Origin of the sequence: Cnuibacter physcomitrellae (assembly GCF_014640535.1) — a bacterium.
In the GTDB taxonomy this organism is placed as follows: Bacteria; Actinomycetota; Actinomycetes; order Actinomycetales; family Microbacteriaceae; genus Cnuibacter; species Cnuibacter physcomitrellae.
In genome coordinates this window covers 2050383-2066818 of the sequence record NZ_BMHD01000001.1, presented here as the reverse complement: position 1 = coordinate 2066818, position 16436 = coordinate 2050383, and the positions used below count along the sequence as shown (strand labels likewise).

The window sequence follows — 16436 nt, the reverse complement described above, 5'->3', positions numbered from 1 at the left end:
AGCGATCCTCGCGAAGGTCGGTGCGCCGCGATAGCCTGGCCGTGATGCGCACCCTCGTCCGTTCCCTCGCCCTCGGGCTGCTCGTGATGCTCGGCCTCGCGGTGGCGACACCGGCCGTGGCGGCACCCGCTGCTGCTGCCGCCGGCGTGCCGGGCGTGGTCTCCGCTCGGACTGCCGCCGCTGCCGCCGCCGCGCCCGCTGCCGTCCCCGTCGGGGTCGGGTCCGTGCCCGCCGACGTGAACGACTTCACGTACTCCTCGTTCGACGCGGAGTACACGCTCGGCCGCGACGAGTCGGGCGCCTCCACGCTCACCACGGTCGAGACGTGGGTGGCCGACTTCCCCGAGTTCGACCAGAACCACGGCATGGTCCGCGCCCTCCCGCTGTCGTACAAGGGGCACCCGACCGACCTCGAGCTCGTGTCGGTCACCGATCAGGACGGCACCCCGCGCCCCTATGAGACCGAGGAGGACGACGAGAACCTCCTGGTCACGATGGCCGCCGACGACTTCGTGCACGGGCAGCAGACCTACGTGCTCACCTACGAGCGGCGCGACGTGACGGCGTTCAACGGCGATGACGACGTCGACGAGTTCTACTGGGACACGAACGGCACGCAGGTGAGGCAGCCGATCTCCCAGCACACCACGACCCTCACGGTCGACCCGTCGATCGCCGGGGCCATCACGGGCGAGCCCGTGTGCTTCGTGGGCCCTGAGGGTTCCACCCAGACGTGCGCGATCGAGCGCAGCACCGCATCCGACGGCGCCGCCGTCTTCACCACCCGCGAGTCCGACCTCCGCATCGGCGACAACGTCACCGTCGGCGTCGCGTTCGCGCCCCACACCTTCACCGAGCGCCCCACCGGCTACCTCGACGCGGGGGCCGCCGCCTGGGCGCAGATCCTCGCCGTGCTCGTCGCGGTCGCGGCCGCGGTGGCGTCGATCCTGCAGCGCGTCCTCCGGCTTCGCGACGCCCCGGGGCGCCCCACGATCATCCCCGAGTACACCCCGCCGAAGGGCGTCGACCTCCTGCTCGCGTCCGTGATCATGAAGAGGTCGACGAGGGGCGCGGCGGCGTCGTTCGTCGACCTCGCGGTGCGGCACAACGTCCAGCTGGTCGAGCGCGAGGCGGATGCGTTCCTCGGCTCCCGCACGGAGTACTGGCTGCGCTTCCTCACCTGGCAGGGGCTCACGCCCGCCGAGGTCGAGCTGGCGCGCGCCCTCTTCGGCACCGACCTGAGACCGGATGCGTGGCGCGAGATCCGCAAGAACGACACCCTGCTCGCGAAGTCGATCCAGTCGCTCATGTCCGCCACACGCAAGCGGGCGGCGGCCGAGGGGTACCAGAAGACGCGCACCCGCCCGCTCAGCGTGCTGCTCCTGCTGCTGGTCATCCTGGCGGCGGTCGGGAGCTTCCTCAGCGGTGTGATGGTGTCCGACGGCGGGTACGGCGGCGCGCTGCCGATCATCCTGATCTTCGTGGCGGGCGCCAGTGCGCTCGTCGTGTTCGCGACCGCCTTCCGCACGCAGCTCACCGCGAAGGGAGCCGAGCTGCGCGACTACATCCGCGGCATCGAGATGTACATCGAGTGGGCGGAGGAGGACAGGTTCCGTGTTCTCCAGAGCCCTGAGGGCGCTCTCCGGACGGGAGTGAACGCGCCCGACCAGGGCCAGGTGGTGAAGATCTACGAGAAGCTGCTGCCCTACGCGGTGATGCTTGGTCAGGAGACCGAGTGGGCGAAGGTGCTCGGCACCTATTATGAGAGCCTCGACACCCGTCCCGACTGGTACGGGTCCAACACCGCCTTCAACGCGGCGCTCTTCGCCACGACGGTGTCGTCGATGTCGTCCACCGTCGCCTCCTCCTTCTCGGGCACCTCCAGCAGCAGCTCGAGCGGCTTCTCCGGCGGCGGCGGCTTCTCGGGCGGCGGCGGTGGCGGCGGCGGCGCCGGCGGCGTCTAGCCCGCCCGCGTTCTCGTCGTGCTCGTCCCGTCGCGCGGGTTGCGGCGGGGGTTTCGTGCCGTGAGGCGCGGGTTCCGCCCTCCCGCGGCCGCGTCGTGCCCGTCGGGGCGCCGACGGCGCGCTGAGGGGGCGCAACCCGCAGGACGTGGTGGTGCGGCCCGCGTCTCCGCGCCGGGGGTGCGGGGTCTGGGGCTCGGGGTCCGGGGTCTGGGGTTCCGGGCTCGGGGCTCCGGGCTCGGGGGCCCCGGTCTGGGGTTCCGTGCTCGCGGTGCGGGACCGGCAGGCGGAGGTCCCGCGGTGCGGCGGCGGCGCGGGTTGCGCCCGCTGAGCGCCTGTTCGAGCCTGAGGGGGCGGCAAGCCCACCCTCCGCAGGCGGAACCCGCAGCGCGCCGAGTCCCTCCCCGTCCCGAGCTAGAGTCGGGCGCTCGTGGCGGGCCAGGGTGGATCCGGATCTAACACTTGTGGCGGGGTGGGGCTGCGCGAGGTCGCCACAAGTGTCAGATCGGCGGAGATGTTCCGGTGGGGTTCGTGGCGGGACCCCGGGGCCAGCCGGATTTGGCACTCGTGGTGGGGTTGGGGGTGCCTGGGGTCGCCACGAGTGTCAGATCGGCGGAGATGGTCCGGTGGGGCTGGAAGCGGGACTCCGGGGGCCGGGCGGATTTGGCACTCGTGGTGGGGTGGGGATGCGTGGGGTCGCCACGAGTGTCAGATCGGCGGGATGGCCCGGCGGGGCTTATGGCGAGACCCCGGGCGCCGGGCGGATCGGGCACTCGTGGCGGGATGGGGCCGCGCTGGGCCGCCACGAGCGCCGGACCCGTGAGGGGGGTCAGTGGGCGATCGCGCTGAAGAAGGCGGCGAGGAGGGCTGCGCCGGCGACGCCGAGCCAGGCGAGGAGGGCGAGGACCCAGCCCGCCAGGGTGACGTAGCCGAGGATGAGGCCGGCGAGCGCGAGGCCGCGGCCGTCCTCGCCGGTCCGCTTGAGCTGCGAGAGGGCGATGTGGCCCGTCACGACGGGAACGACGCCGAACCCGAGGATCCCGAAGACGAGCGTGAGCACGGCCAGCAGACTCGTGCGGCGCTGCGGCGGGTACACGGTCGCCTGAGCGGCCGCGGCGGGCATGCTGTATCCCGGCGCGCCCGCGCCCGGAGCGCCGTATCCGCCCGCGCCTGGAGCGGTGGGTGCGCCCTGTGCCCCGTCCGGACCCCAGCCGGAGGAGTACGTGGTCGAGCCGAACCCGCCCTGTGGCGCCATGCTCGGCGCGGCCGAGAGAGGCACGGTGGGCTGCGTCGCGCCGGAGACACCCGCCGACGCGCCGACCAGCTCGGGCTCGCGGTCGAGGCCCGCGGGCGTGGAGGCGCCGGGGAGAACGCTCGCGGGAGTGGAGGCGCTGGCGGTAGCGCCTGCGGAGGCACCCTCGCCCTCGGACGTGGAAACGCCCTCGGCGGCGGAAGCGGGGGTGGGGAGCTCGTCGAAGACGGCGGGGCCGTCGGTGGTGTAGTCGTCGGATGTCGAGTCGTTGGTGGTCATGGCATCCACGCTACGAAACCGGCCGACGAGGGGGATCGGACCACGGCATCACCGTCGTGGTACCAGGGGATGAACCTACGGGCGGCGGTGCCGGGGCAGGCCGGCGACGACGAGGTCGTACGAGTTGACGATGAGGTCCTCGACGAGCCTCGGGTCGGACTCGGGGCCCACGGTCACGGTGATCCAGTGCCGCTTGTTCATGTGGTAGCCGGGCACGATCCAGTCATGCTCCCGCACCAGCGCCTCGCCGTGCGGGGGCGCGACCTTCAGCGTGACCCGGACCTCGCCGTCGAGCGGCGTGATCGCGAAGACACGGCCCACCACCTTGGCGACGGCGGTCTCAGGGCCGAAGGGCCGCTCGTCGGTGGTCGCGGGCAGTCCGGCGCACGTCTCGAGCACGTCCTCCCGCGTCACCACACCCATGCCCGCAGCCTAGCTCCGGCATCCGACACCCCGCAGCGGACACCACCGCCCCACGACCCCCACCGGGGCCTCGGCGCTCAGTCGCTGAACGCGTTGGCGCAGGTCTGCTCCGCCGCGGTCTGCCCCTTGAGCCCCTCGATCACCTCGGGCGTCGCCGGGGAGTCGGTGGGCGCAGCCGACGCGTCGGGCGCGGACGGCGTCTCGGTCGACGGATCGGGTGTGACGGTCGTCGGATCGGTGCCGGGGTCGACGACGGTCGAGCCCGTGCCGGTGGAGTCGGCGTCGAGGCTGAACGGCTCGTCGGCCAGGATCTTCGTGAAGAGCTGGTCGGCCAGGTCGCTGAGCGGGACGACCTTGTTCGGGTACTCGGACGACGACCCTGCGGGGTACTGCACGAACACCATGTTGGCGAGGTCGACGTCCTTCAGCGTCAGCGCCAGCGACACCATCGCATCCGGGGTGGCGAGCGACCTCGACAGCTGGATGTTCTGCGTGGCCGCCTGGGCCAGGCCGTACAGCTTGGTGAAGTCGGTGAGCGTGTTCGAGCTCTTGATGGTCCGCACGAGCGACGACATGTACTGCTGCTGCGATGCGATGCGGGCCAGGTCGGACCCGTCGCCGACCCCGTGGCGGTTGCGGAGGAACGCGAGGGCCATGTCGCCCTGGATCGTCGAGATGCCGGCGGGCAGGTCGAGGCCGGAGTCCTTGTCGGAGATCGGCTCGACGAGGCAGACCGGCACGCCGCCGACCGCGTTCGTCATCTCGATGACGCCCTTGAAGGAGGTGGCGGCCGCGTAGCTGATGTCGAGCCCGGTGAGGTTCTCGATCGTGGCGGACACGCAGGCGAGCCCGCCACGGCTGAACGCCTCGTTGAGCGGCTGCGCGCTCATCGCGTCGTAGACGTCGCCGTTCGTGGGGTCGGTGCACTCCGGATGCGGGATGACCAGGTCGCGCGGGAAGCTCACGACCACGGCGTTCTTGTGGTCGGCGGACACGTGAAGCAGGATGTTGACGTCGTTGAGGGTGGCGTCGCGCTCGCCGAAGTCGTCGCCCTGGTTCGGATCGTTGTCGGTGCCCACGACGAGCAGGTTGAAGCCCCCGGGGAACGCTCCGAGGAGCGGGGGAGCGGCGGGCGCCTCGCCGCCGCCCGAGATGTCGACGGCGTTCGCCTGCACCTGCGAGTTGAGGTTGGCGAAGGCGATGCCGGCGGTGGTGACGAGCGCGACCAGCACGACGGCCACGGCGAGGCCGAGGAACTTGAGCACGGCGGCCGCGGGCGAGCTCGTGGGGAGGCGGCCGTGGCGCGGAGACTCGATCGGGCTGCGCCCGAGGGAGGCGTGGGTCACGGAGCGGATCCTCTCTCGTCGATCTGAGGCGTGACATGGCCGGAGGTCGGCGTGTCGTCGCTCGGCCGTTGCCGGTCGATAGTAGCGGATGCGCCACGCCGACCCCCGAGAGCGCTCTCAGGGACAGGGCGGGCCCGCGTGTCTGGGTGGGCCGCTTTGTCCAGGAAACCGACGCCTTTCGGCCGAAAGAGGTCGGCTTCCTGGACAAAGCCGGTGCCGGGAGCGCTCCGCGGGAGACCGTGGACCCCTCACACCTCGGCGACCGCCTCCGAGGCCTCGCGCTCAGCCGCCGCCACGGTGGCGGGGTCGTCCTCCGCGAGCGCCTTCCGCCCGGGCAGGGCGAAGGAGAGCACGACGGCCACCACGGTGAAGCCCACCGCCCACCAGAAGGCCGCGTCGAAGGCCAGCGCCGGCGACCCGGTCGCGGTAGCGGACGCCGACAGGATCACCGCGAGCAGCGCGACACCGACCGACCCGCCGACCTGCTGCGCGACGCGCGTGACGATGCTCGCGTGGGGGACCTTGTCGTGCGGGAGTCCCACGAACGCCACGGTCATCACCGGGACGATGACGATGCCGAGGCCCAGACCGCGGACGAACAGGGCGACCATGAGCAGCCAGATCGAGGTGTTCGCATCCGCGAAGGCGAAGGGGATGGTCGCGATGCCGACGAGGAGGAACCCGATGGCCGCGACACCCCTCGCCCCGAGGCGCTCGAGCAGGCGTGCGGCCGCGGTCCGGCTCACGAGCGATCCCACGCCCTGGGGGATGAGCAGCAGTCCCGCGCCCAGCGCGTCGGCGCCGCGCAGCTCCTGGAAGTAGAGCGGGAGGAGGAGCATCGCGCCGTAGAGCGAGGCGCCCGAGAGGAACAGGAGCGCGGACGCCGACCAGGTGGGGCGGGACCGGAGCACACGGAGGTCGACCAGGGCCGCGCCACGGCGACGCAGAGCCCAGACCACGAAGGCGGCGAGGAGGACGAGGCCGCCGATCATCGGCGCGAGCACGTCGGAGCGGGCGAACCCTCCGTCGCCCGTGACGTTCGACAGGCCGAACAGCAGGCCGACCAGCGCCGGGGAGAGCAGCACGAGCCCGACGACGTCGAGGCGGACGCGGGTCGCGGGGCCGTCGGCGGGGAGCATCCGCCAGGCGAGGAGCAGGCCGGCCAGGCACAGCGGCACGTTGACGAGGAACAGCCACCGCCAGTCGGCGACGCCCAGGATGAGCCCGCCGATCACGGGGCCGAGGATCGGGCCGACGGCGGTGGGCAGGGCGACCATGGCCATGAGACGGCCGCGCTCGGGCCCGCGGGACGCCTGCATGATCATCGTCGTCATGAGCGGCACCATCGCGCCGCCGCCGATGCCCTGGACCACGCGGAAGGCGATGAGGCTGGACGCATCCCACGCGACCGCGCAGAGGATCGAGCCGAGCAGGAACACGGCGAGCGAGGCGATCCACAGTCGCTTGGCCCCCATCCGGCTCTGCAGCCAGCCCACGAGCGGGATGACGACGCCGAGGGCGAGGAGGTACCCGGTGGTGACCCACTGGATGGTGTCGACCCCGGTGTCGAGGTCGGCGGCGAGCTCGTGCAGGGCCACCGACACGATCGTGGAATCGAGGATGACCGCGATGCCGCCGACGAGGACGGCGATCGTGGTGCGCAGCGTCTGCGGGTCGATCCGAGACGCGGATGAGGAGGGCATGTGGGCTCCTAAGGTACGGATGTGTATCTAACGGGCCCAGAGTAGATCAGCACGATAGGATACGCAAGTGGATCTAAACGACGACGACGCCGAGAGCGAGAGGGTCGACGGGACGGCGACCCGGCGGCGCGGCAAGGTGCTCGAGTCCGCCATCCTGCAGGCGGCGTGGGACGTGCTCGGCGAGAGTGGGTACTCGGGGTTCACCTTCGAGGCCATCGCCGCTCGCGCGGGGACGAGCCGTCCGGTGCTCTACCGGCGATGGCCCACGCGCGACGACCTGCTGCTGGCGACGCTCCGCGAGTTCTGGTGGTCGTCGCCGATCCCCGTGCCCGACACGGGGTCGCTGCGGCAGGATGCGCTCGACTACCTGCAGGCCGCCAACGAGGCCCGTGCCTGGCTGACCACGCTCATGAGCGTGCAGCTCGCCGACTACTTCCGTGACAGCGGGATGACCTTCCGACGTCTGCGCGACAGCGTGCGCGACGAGGTCTCGCCGAACTCGCTGGAGATCATGCTCGGACGCGCCGTCGCGAGAGGCGAGCTGCGGGGCATCCCGCGCTCGCGGCGGGTGATCGAGCTGCTGTTCGACCTCTTTCGCCACGAGCTGCTCATGTCGATGCAGGCCGTGCCCGCGGACACCATCCGCGGGATCGTCGACGACGTGTGGCTGCCGCTGCTGGCGGTCTCCGAGGTGCGGCAGGAGGATGCTGGCACTTAATCGACGGACTGTGTCAACTCAGCCACTCGTGGCGGAGAATCCCCGTTCATAGCGTTACTGCCATGATGATTCTCCTGGTGGTAGGCGGGCTGAGCGCCGCCGTCGCGGTGGCGGGCACGATCGTCGGCATGGTGACCGACGGGTACGGATGGCAGCGGAGGCGCGACTGCACGCCCGAGCGCCCGACGCTCTGACCGTCCGGTGATCGCCGCTCAGCGCGCGGGAGGCCGGGCCGGGCCGGGCCGAGCCGGCCGCGGGCTCAGAGCTCGGACTCGACCGGCTCGTGCGAGACGAGGTCAGCGACGGAGTTGAGGATCTCGTTGGGCCGGAACGGGTACTTCTGGATCTCGGACTGGTCGCTGATCCCGGTGAGCACCAGCACGGTGTGCAGGCCCGCCTCGATGCCGGCGACGACGTCGGTGTCCATCCGGTCGCCGATCATGCCGGTGTTCTCGGAGTGCGCGCCGATGCGGTTCATCGCCGAGCGGAACATCATCGGGTTCGGCTTGCCCACGACGTAGGGGTGCTTGCCCGTGGCCTTCGTGATGAGTGCGGCGATGGCTCCGGTGGCCGGCAGCGGACCCTCGGTGCTGGGGCCGGTCGCATCGGGGTTGGTGACGATGAAGCGCGAGCCGTTGCCGATCAGACGGATCGCCTTGGTGATCGCCTCGAACGAGTAGTTGCGGGTCTCGCCGACGACCACGTAGTCGGGGTTCGTCTCGGTCATGATGAAGCCCGCCTCGTGGAGGGCGGTGAGGATGCCGGCCTCACCGATGACGAACGCGCTGCCGCCGGGCATCTGGTCCTTGAGGAACGCGGCGGTGGCCAGCGCCGAGGTCCAGATCGACTCCTCCGGCACGTCGAGTCCGGACGAGCGCAGCCGGGCGCTCAGGTCGCGGGGCGTGAAGATCGAGTTGTTCGTCAGCACCAGGAACGGCTTGCCCTGGTCGCGCCACTGCTGCAGCAGTTCCGCCGCTCCCGGGACGGGGCTGTTCTCGTGCACGAGCACACCGTCCATGTCGGTGAGCCAGCATTCGACTTCTGAACGCTTCGCGGCCATCGGAGTCCCTTCCCTGCGGTCACCCCCAGGGTACTCGTCGCTCATCCGCGGCCGCTGGGACCCGGGCGTTACACTCCCCCTCAGGGGAAGCACGATCAGGGGGATCATGAGCTGGAGCATGAGAGCCGTCGCCATCGCGACGGCGGCGGTCGCCGTGGCGGCGCTCGTGGGGTTCGCCGTGAAGGCGCCCGAGCAGGCCGCCGTGGCGGGATCGGAGCACGGGCCGAGCCTCGACCGGAGCTGGGCGGGCAGTGTCACCGCCTCGTGGCAGGAACGTACGGTCGGTGACGTGGGCGGATGGTCGACGTCGGCGTGGGTCGGTCCGCTGCAGTCCGTCGTCGCCGCGGACGAGGGCTTCGCGTCGGATCAGGCGCGGAGCGCTCTGGCGGGCGCTGTGTCCGGTCTGGGTGACGCGTCCGCTCTGGCGGGCGCGGTGTCAGGTCTGGGTGACGCGTCTGCTCCGGCGGCGCCGCTCGCGACGACCGTCCTGGCCGGTGGGGAGGATGCTCGACACGACGCCGAGGGGACGCTCGCTGCCTCGCTCGCTCGAGGTGCCGAGATCAAGGCGCTCGTGGCGACGGCGAAGGCGTCGCTCGAGCAGGTGCGTCTCGAGGCCGTCGCGCGGGCGCAGGCGGTCCTCGACGCCGAGACGCCGGAGGCGGATGCCGCCAGCCGCGAGGCGCTCGCCGCCGCGCTCGCGGTGCCCGCTCTGGCGGCGGGGGCGCCATCCCTCCAGACGCCGTCCGCGATCATCGCGCTCGTGACCGCGACGCGAGCCGCGCAGGCCGCGCAGACGGCCGCCGTCGCGCTCCAGGCACAGGAGGCGGCCGAGTCCGTCGGGGGATCGGGAGGCGAGTCGAGTGACGACGGGCCGGAATGGGTCATGCCCTGCGGGCAGGCGCGCCCGGGTGACCCCTGCTTCGAGCCGCAACCGGAGCTGATGTTCACGCCGCCCCAGGAATGGATCGACCGCTGGGAGAGGCTGGAGGGCTGTCAGCGATTCAGCGATGACCTGTCGGAGTGCCTCGACTGACCCGACCCGTGTTTGTGTCGCGGTGACCTGAAGGGTTATAGTCACGGAAACCTTTAGGGGGTTCCCGTGACGGAGCACACGACTCGTGAGGCGATGGTCATCGCCGTGTCGACCGTGATCTTCGCGCTGCGCTCCGGCGAGGCCGAGTCGGATCACGACCCGGCGCGGCCGGGTCTCTGGCTGCCGCTGGTGCGCCGCATCCGCCCGCCGTTCGAGGGGCAGTGGGCGCTGCCCGGCGGTCCGCTGCGTCGCGACGAGGACCTCGAGGCCGCCGCCGCGCGCACGCTGCAGGCCACCACGGCCCTCGAGCCGAGCTACCTCGAGCAGCTCTACGCGTTCGGCACCCTCGACCGGGCGCCCGCCAGCGCCAGCGAGCGCGTCGTCTCGATCGTGTACTGGGCGCTCGTCGACTCGGAGGAGGCCACCCGAGCCGCCGAGACGGAGAACGTGCACTGGTTCTCGGCCGACGACCTCCCCGATCTCGCCTTCGACCACGACGTCATCATCGAGTACGCGCTCTGGCGCCTGCGCAACAAGGTCGAGTACGCCCGCATCGCGCACGCGTTCCTCGGCGACACGTTCACCCTCGCCCAGCTGCGGGAGGTGCACGAGGCGATCCTCGGGCGCACGCTCGACCCGGCGAACTTCCGCCGGCAGATCGAGGCGGGCAACACGATCGTCCCGACCGGCAAGCGCGTGACCGGAACCAGCTACCGTCCGCCGAAGCTCTACCGCTACAACCAGGCGATCGAGCCCGTGGACCGGGGTCCGCTCGGCAGCAGCGCGAGGCGACGACCGTCCTCCGACGGCGCCGAGGCCTCCGCCGGGCCGCCGGACTCCGCGGGCTGAGCCGCGCCCGACGCGTCCCGCTCGACGGGACCCCGCGCATCCGCGACCGCCGCCTCCGCGACCCGCTCACCACACCGACCCGCCGCATCCGCGACACACCCCGACCCGCCGCATCCGCGACACACTCCGACCCGTCGCATCCGCGGCCTACTCCGTCCCCCATCCCGACCCGCCGCATCCGCGGCGCACCCCGACCCCCATCCCGACTCCAGGAAGCCGCCCGCCATGACCAACCCGCTCACGCTCTCGATCGACGACGAGATCCAGCTCATCGCCTCCGGTGTGCACGCGCCGGGCGCGGTCGCCTCCTCCGGCGAGACCTGTGCGCCCGAGCTCGCCGACGGGCCCTGGTCGATCGATGTCCTCCCGCTGCCCACGTACGGCCCGGGCGCGAGCATGGCCGACCCCATCCCGGCCGAGACCCCGCGCCAGGGTGTCCTCCCGGAGGAGTACAGGCTGGCCTCGAAGGCCGAGCTCGACCAGCGCATCCTGGCGGCCAAGGACACGCTCGGCGAGCGCGTCGTGGTGCTCGGGCACTTCTACCAGCGCGACGAGGTCGTGAAGTACGCCGACTTCGTCGGCGACTCGTTCCAGCTCGCCAATGCGGCCAAGACCCGGCCCGATGCCGAAGCGATCGTCTTCTGCGGCGTGCACTTCATGGCTGAGACCGCCGACATCCTGGCGCAGCCTGAGCAGCGGGTGATCCTGCCGAACCTCGCCGCGGGATGCTCGATGGCCGACATGGCCGACATCGACTCGGTCGAGGAGGCATGGGAACAGCTCATGGAGCTCTACGCCGACGAGACGGCGGACGATGGCCGGGCTCCGATCATCCCCGTCACCTACATGAACTCGTCGGCCGCGCTGAAGGGCTTCTGCGGCCGCCACGGCGGCATCGTGTGCACCTCGTCGAACGCCGCGACCGTGCTGCAGTGGGCGTTCGAGCGCGGTCGTCGTGTGCTGTTCTTCCCCGACCAGCACCTCGGTCGCAACACCGCGAAGGCGATGGGCGTCCCGCTCGAGCGGATGCCGATGTGGAATCCGCGGAAGCCCCTGGGCGGCAACACCGACGACGAGCTCCTCGACGCCCAGGTCATCCTCTGGCACGGGTTCTGCTCGGTGCACAAGCGCTTCTCGGTGGCGCAGATCGAGCGGGCGCGGGCCGAGCATCCCGACGTGCGGGTGATCGTGCACCCCGAGTGCCCGATGCCCGTCGTCGACGCGGCCGACGAGTACGGCTCGACCGACTACATCGTGAAGGCGATCGGCGCTGCCCCGGCCGGGTCGACGTTCGCGATCGGCACGGAGATCAACCTCGTGCAGCGCCTCGCGAACCAGTACCCGCAGCACCGCATCTTCTGCCTCGACGACGTGATCTGCCCCTGCTCGACGATGTACCGCATCCACCCCGGATACCTCGCCTGGGTCCTCGAGGAGCTGGTCGCCGGACGCGTGGTCAACGAGATCACGGTCGGCGACGACGTGGCGGTGCCCGCGCGCGTGGCGCTCGAGCGGATGCTCGCGGCCCGGCCATGAGCATCCGACGGGGGCTCGCCTCGCGTGTGGTCGTCGTGGGCTCGGGGGCGGCCGGTCTGGTCACGGCGCTCGAGCTGCTGCGGCGGTCGCCGGACGTCTCGGTGACGGTGGTCACGAAGGGCTCGTTGTCGGACGGCAACACGCGGTACGCCCAGGGCGGGATCGCCGCCGCGGTGATGCCCGGCGACAGCGTGTCGTCGCACGTCAGCGACACCCTCGCGGCGGGGGCCGGGCTCTCGGATGCGGAGGCCGTGCGCGTGCTCTGCTCGGAGGGGCCGGCCGCCATCACCGAGCTGGTGCGGTGGGGGGTCGACTTCGATCGGGTCTCCGGTACGGGTTCTGGTTCTGGTTCTGCCGCCCCGTTCGATGCGGGCTTGGAGGGGGCGCACTCGCACCACCGGATCCTGCACGCCGGCGGCGACGCGACGGGGGCGGCGATCGAGCTCGCGCTCGTGCGGGCGGCGCTCGCGGCGGCGTCCGGCGGGCGGGACGCGCGGCTGGAGATCGTGGAGCACGCGTTCCTCCTCGACCTGATCGCGGTCGACGGCGCCGTGTCGGGCGTGCGTCTGCTCATCGGCGGCGTGGTGCGGGAGATCGCAGCCGACGCCGTGGTGCTCGCGACCGGCGGGCTCGGACAGCTCTACCCGCACACCACGAACCCCGCGGTCACCACGGGCGACGGCGCTGCGGCCGCGCTGCGGGCGGGGGCCGTGCTCGAGGACGTCGAGTTCGTGCAGTTCCACCCCACCGCCCTCGCGGTGCCGGGGTCGTTCCTCGTGTCGGAGGCGGTGCGCGGAGACGGCGCCGTCCTCGTGAACGCGACGGGGGAGCGGTTCATGCGCCACGCGCATCCACTCGCCGAGCTCGCCCCGCGTGACGTCGTCGCCCGGGCCATCGCCGCGCAGATGGCGGCGGGCTCGCCCGTCTTCCTCGACGCCACCTCGCTCGGTCGCGACGAGCTGGCGCGCCGCTTCCCCACGATCGACGCCGCCTCGCGCGCGGCGGGCTTCGACTGGGCCGCCGAACCGCTGCCGGTGGCCCCCGCCGCGCACTACTGGATGGGCGGGGTCGCCACCGACCTCGCCGCCCGCACGTCTCTGCCCGGCCTGTACGCCGTGGGCGAGGTCGCGCGCACGGGCGTGCACGGGGCCAACCGCCTCGCGTCGAACTCGCTGCTCGAGGCCGTGGTGTTCGGCCGCCGTGCCGCGGCCGCGCTGGCCGGCGCGGCTGCGGAGCCGTGGGGTGGCGCGTCTGGTGCTGCGGTCCGCTCCGTGGCGGGGCCCGCACTGTCGCGCGAGGATCTGCACGGGTGGATGTGGTCTGCCGCCGGACTCCACCGCTCGGCCGGGCCGCTCGCTGCGGCGTTCGAGGCGCTGGCGCCGTCCGCGACCGACGAGCTCGACGCCCCTCGTGGGTTCGCCACCGTCGAGGAGCTCGAGACCGAGAACCTCCACCTGCTCGGCGCTGCCGTGGTGCACAGCGCCCTGGCCCGGGAGGAGTCGCGGGGCGCCCACTTCCGCAGCGACTTCCCGGACACCGACCCCGAGCTCGCCCGCCCCCTCCCCATCACCCTCGACTCCCTCACCACAGCACTGCACCCCCTCCGCCACTGACCCGCCCGCCCCTCCATCGCCTGCCCCCCCACCGCCCGCATCCGCCCGGACCCCGCACCGCCCGCATCCGCCCCGACCCCCGCACCGCCCGCATCCGCCCCGACCCCGCACCCCCGCACCGCCCGCATCCGCCCGGACCCCGCACCGCCCGCATCCGCCGCTACCCCGCACCGCCCGCACCGAACGCATCCGCCTGACCGAAGGACCCACCGCATGCTCACTCCCGCGATCATCGCCGACGTCGTCGACCGCGCCCTCGCGGAGGACTCGCCGTGGGGCGACCTCACCTCCGAGCTGCTCATCCCCGCCGACGCCGAGGTCGTCGCCACGATGGATGCGCGCGAGCCGGGCGTATTCAGCGGATCGGCGGTGCTGGTCGCGGTCTTCGCGGCGGTGGACGCGCGCATCCGCGTCGACGTCGAGGTGCGGGACGGCGAGCGGTTCGAGGCGGGGGCCGTCCTGGCCCGCATCGCCGGCCCGGCCCGCGGAGTGCTGCGCGGCGAGCGCATCGCCCTCAACCTCGTGCAGCGGATGAGCGGCATCGCGACGCTCACCGCACGCTACGTCGCCGAGACCGCGGGCACCAAGGCGCGCATCGTCGACACCCGCAAGACGACGCCGGGCCTCCGAGCGCTCGAGCGGCAGGCCGTGCGCGACGGCGGCGGCCACAACCACCGCTACTCCCTGTCGGATGCGGTGCTCGCGAAGGACAACCACCTCGCCGTCCTCGCCGCACAGCACGGCGGCGACCTCACCGCCGCCCTCCGCGCGGTGCGGGCGCAGCTGTCGCACACGACGCACCTCGAGGTGGAGGTCGACCGCATCGACCAGATCGAGCCCGTGCTCGCCGCCGGGGTCGACACGATCATGCTCGACAACTTCACGCCCGAGGAGCTCCGCGAGGGCGTCGCGCTCGTCGCCGGGCGGGCGCTCGTCGAGGCGAGCGGAGGCGTCACCCTCGACACGGTGGCCGCCATCGCGGCGAGCGGTGTCGACATCATCTCGGTGGGGGCCCTCACCCACAGCGTCCGATCGCTCGACCTCGGGCTCGACGTGGGGCTGCATCCGTGATCTACCTCGATGCCGCGGCGACCACGCCGGTGCGCCGGGAGGTGCTCGAGGCGATGTGGCCGTATCTCGCGGGGGAGTTCGGGAACCCGTCGAGCACGCACTCCCTCGGCGACCGTGCGGCCCGGGCGCTGGCGCAGGCGCGGTCGACGGTGGCGGACTGGTTGGGGTGCCGCGCCTCCGAGATCGCCTTCACGTCGGGCGGCACCGAGGCGGACAACCTGGCCGTGAAGGGCATCGCGCTGGGGGCGCCCCGGGGGCGGCACGTCGTCGTGAGCGCGATCGAGCATCCGGCCGTGATGTCGTCGGTCGAGTACCTGGAGCGGGTGCACGGGTTCTCGGTGACGGTGCTCCCCGTCGATGCGGGCGGACTCGTCTCGCCCGACGACCTCGCCGATGCCCTGCGCGACGACACCACACTCGTCTCGGTGATGCTCGCGAACAACGAGATCGGGACGGTGCAGCCGATCCAGTCGCTCGCGGCGGTCGCGCACGATCGTGGCGTTCCTTTCCATACGGATGCGGTGCAGGCGGCCGGATGGCTGCCCCTCGACGTCGGGGCGCTCGGCGTCGACGCGCTCACCCTGTCGGGCCACAAGCTCGGGGCCCCCAAGGGGATCGGGGTGGCCTACGTGCGCGGGCGGCTTCCCGTCGAGCCGGTCCTGCACGGGGGAGGGCAGGAGCGCGGACGCCGATCGGGCACCGAGAACGTCGCGTTCGCCGTGGGCCTCGCCCGCGCCGTCACGCTCCCGCCGCTCGACTCGGCGTCCTCCGTCTCGGACGCGGCGTCGGGTGTGGCCGCCCTCCGCGACGACTTCATCGCCCGGGTGCTGGCGACCGTGCCCGGCGCGGTGCTGACGGGCGACCCCGTGCATCGGCTGCCCTCGGTCGCGTCGTTCTGCTTCCCCGGCACGAGCGGAGAGAGCGTCCTGCTGCAGCTCGAGGAGCGCGACGTCGTCGTCTCGAGCGGCTCCGCCTGCGCCGCCGGCTCCGACGACCCCTCGCCCGTGCTGCTCGCCTGCGGCTACCCGCCCGCCGTCGCCCAGACCGCGGTGCGGTTCACCTTCACGCACGAGACCACCGCCGCCGACCTCGCCGCCGCCGCAGATGCGCTCCGCGCCTCCGTCGTCGCCGTCACCTCCCTCGGCTCCCCGCGCCCCTGACCCCCGCCCCGCGCCGTCCCGCGCCGCGGGCCGCGGATCTGACACTCGTGGTGGCGTGGCCGCCGCGGAGCCCGCCACGACTGTCACATCCGTGGTGTCGTCCTCCCTCGATGCGCCTGAGCTATCGCGCTCACCGGCGCCGCGGATGTGCCCCGTGCCGTCGCGGGCGGTCACTTCTCGTGGATGTGACACTCGTGGTGGCCCAGCCGCCGCCGAGCCCGCCAGAACTGTCAGATCCGTGGTGTCGTCCTCCCTCGGTGCGTCTGAGCTGTCGCGCTGACCGGCGGCGTGGATGTACCCCCGGTTCTGTCGCGGGCGGACCCGTCCCGTAGATGTGACAGTCGCGGTGGCCTTGCGGGTGCCAAGCCCACCACGACTGTCAGATCCGTGGCGTCGTCGCCTAGGTGTGGCGGCCTTGACCGTATGACCCGC

General features: G+C 72.4%; 14 protein-coding genes. 9 read left to right on the top strand and 5 right to left on the bottom strand.

From position 1 onward, the window contains the following. Positions 1-44: 44 nt before the first annotated feature. Positions 45-1964 carry a DUF2207 family protein gene (locus IEX69_RS09600; RefSeq protein ID WP_157127293.1) on the top strand — a complete coding sequence of 640 codons (1920 nt, stop codon included), beginning with the start codon at positions 45-47 and terminating at the stop codon, positions 1962-1964. Between the two features lie 826 nt (positions 1965-2790). Here the strand turns inward: IEX69_RS09600 and IEX69_RS21100 are convergent. From IEX69_RS21100 to IEX69_RS09580, 4 genes are all read right to left on the bottom strand, one after another. Next, a complete protein-coding gene (locus IEX69_RS21100) occupies positions 2791-3492 on the bottom strand; it encodes a DUF4190 domain-containing protein (RefSeq protein ID WP_085020783.1) in 702 nt (233 codons plus the stop codon). Between the two features lie 75 nt (positions 3493-3567). Next, complete coding sequence (locus IEX69_RS09590) at positions 3568-3915, bottom strand: MmcQ/YjbR family DNA-binding protein (protein WP_114703801.1); 348 nt, start codon at positions 3913-3915, stop codon at positions 3568-3570. 77 nt (positions 3916-3992) lie between these two features. Beyond that, a complete protein-coding gene (locus IEX69_RS09585) occupies positions 3993-5261 on the bottom strand; it encodes an LCP family protein (RefSeq protein ID WP_085020782.1) in 1269 nt (422 codons plus the stop codon). Positions 5262-5509: 248 nt separating this feature from the next. Beyond that, the gene (locus IEX69_RS09580; RefSeq protein ID WP_085020781.1) at positions 5510-6964 is read right to left on the bottom strand and encodes a DHA2 family efflux MFS transporter permease subunit; all 1455 of its coding nucleotides are present in this window, start codon (positions 6962-6964) and stop codon (positions 5510-5512) included. A gap of 67 nt (positions 6965-7031) precedes the next feature. On the opposite strand from IEX69_RS09580, the gene IEX69_RS09575 reads away from it, so the two are divergent. Both IEX69_RS09575 and IEX69_RS21095 read left to right on the top strand, forming a co-directional pair. Further along, positions 7032-7682: a TetR/AcrR family transcriptional regulator gene (locus tag IEX69_RS09575; RefSeq protein ID WP_085020780.1), complete on the top strand. Its 651-nt coding sequence runs from the start codon at positions 7032-7034 to the stop codon at positions 7680-7682. A 62-nt stretch (positions 7683-7744) separates the two neighbouring features. After that, positions 7745-7876, top strand: a complete 132-nt coding sequence (locus IEX69_RS21095; RefSeq protein WP_268235393.1) for a hypothetical protein — start codon at positions 7745-7747, stop codon at positions 7874-7876. Positions 7877-7941: 65 nt separating this feature from the next. Here IEX69_RS21095 and IEX69_RS09570 read toward each other — a convergent pair whose 3' ends face one another. Beyond that, positions 7942-8742, bottom strand: a complete 801-nt coding sequence (locus IEX69_RS09570; protein ID WP_085021585.1) for an HAD-IIA family hydrolase — start codon at positions 8740-8742, stop codon at positions 7942-7944. A 118-nt stretch (positions 8743-8860) separates the two neighbouring features. Here IEX69_RS09570 and IEX69_RS09565 point away from each other — a divergent pair, with 118 nt between their 5' ends. The 6 genes from IEX69_RS09565 to IEX69_RS09540 all read left to right on the top strand — a co-directional run bounded on the left by IEX69_RS09565 (position 8861) and on the right by IEX69_RS09540 (position 16004). After that, positions 8861-9775, top strand: coding sequence for a hypothetical protein (locus IEX69_RS09565; RefSeq protein ID WP_157127291.1), 915 nt, complete (start codon positions 8861-8863; stop codon positions 9773-9775). A 66-nt stretch (positions 9776-9841) separates the two neighbouring features. Further along, complete coding sequence (locus IEX69_RS09560; RefSeq protein ID WP_373284452.1) at positions 9842-10624, top strand: NUDIX hydrolase; 783 nt, start codon at positions 9842-9844, stop codon at positions 10622-10624. Positions 10625-10849: 225 nt separating this feature from the next. Then, positions 10850-12160: a quinolinate synthase NadA gene (nadA, locus tag IEX69_RS09555; protein WP_085020777.1), complete on the top strand. Its 1311-nt coding sequence runs from the start codon at positions 10850-10852 to the stop codon at positions 12158-12160. Then, entirely contained in the window at positions 12157-13773 is a 1617-nt protein-coding gene (nadB, locus tag IEX69_RS09550) for an L-aspartate oxidase (protein WP_085020776.1), read from the top strand. Before nadA ends, nadB begins: the two co-directional genes overlap by 4 nt. Before the next feature lie 213 nt (positions 13774-13986). After that, positions 13987-14844 carry a carboxylating nicotinate-nucleotide diphosphorylase gene (gene nadC, locus IEX69_RS09545; protein WP_085020775.1) on the top strand — a complete coding sequence of 286 codons (858 nt, stop codon included), beginning with the start codon at positions 13987-13989 and terminating at the stop codon, positions 14842-14844. Then, the gene (locus tag IEX69_RS09540; protein WP_085020774.1) at positions 14841-16004 is read left to right on the top strand and encodes a cysteine desulfurase family protein; all 1164 of its coding nucleotides are present in this window, start codon (positions 14841-14843) and stop codon (positions 16002-16004) included. The genes nadC and IEX69_RS09540 overlap by 4 nt, the downstream gene beginning before the upstream one ends. Positions 16005-16436: the final 432 nt, after the last annotated feature.

What these genes read in the sequence shown, in the direction of transcription:
- IEX69_RS09565 (WP_157127291.1), top strand. Translation starts at nt 8,861, where the DNA reads ATGAGAGCCGTCGCCATCGCGACGGCGGCGGTCGCCGTGGCGGCGCTC.
- nadB (WP_085020776.1), top strand. Translation starts at nt 12,157, where the DNA reads ATGAGCATCCGACGGGGGCTCGCCTCGCGTGTGGTCGTCGTGGGCTCG.
- IEX69_RS09580 (WP_085020781.1), bottom strand. Translation starts at nt 6,964, where the DNA reads ATGCCCTCCTCATCCGCGTCTCGGATCGACCCGCAGACGCTGCGCACC.
- nadA (WP_085020777.1), top strand. Translation starts at nt 10,850, where the DNA reads ATGACCAACCCGCTCACGCTCTCGATCGACGACGAGATCCAGCTCATC.
- IEX69_RS21100 (WP_085020783.1), bottom strand. Translation starts at nt 3,492, where the DNA reads ATGACCACCAACGACTCGACATCCGACGACTACACCACCGACGGCCCC.
- IEX69_RS09570 (WP_085021585.1), bottom strand. Translation starts at nt 8,742, where the DNA reads ATGGCCGCGAAGCGTTCAGAAGTCGAATGCTGGCTCACCGACATGGAC.
- IEX69_RS09590 (WP_114703801.1), bottom strand. Translation starts at nt 3,915, where the DNA reads ATGGGTGTGGTGACGCGGGAGGACGTGCTCGAGACGTGCGCCGGACTG.
- IEX69_RS21095 (WP_268235393.1), top strand. Translation starts at nt 7,745, where the DNA reads ATGATGATTCTCCTGGTGGTAGGCGGGCTGAGCGCCGCCGTCGCGGTG.
- IEX69_RS09600 (WP_157127293.1), top strand. Translation starts at nt 45, where the DNA reads ATGCGCACCCTCGTCCGTTCCCTCGCCCTCGGGCTGCTCGTGATGCTC.
- nadC (WP_085020775.1), top strand. Translation starts at nt 13,987, where the DNA reads ATGCTCACTCCCGCGATCATCGCCGACGTCGTCGACCGCGCCCTCGCG.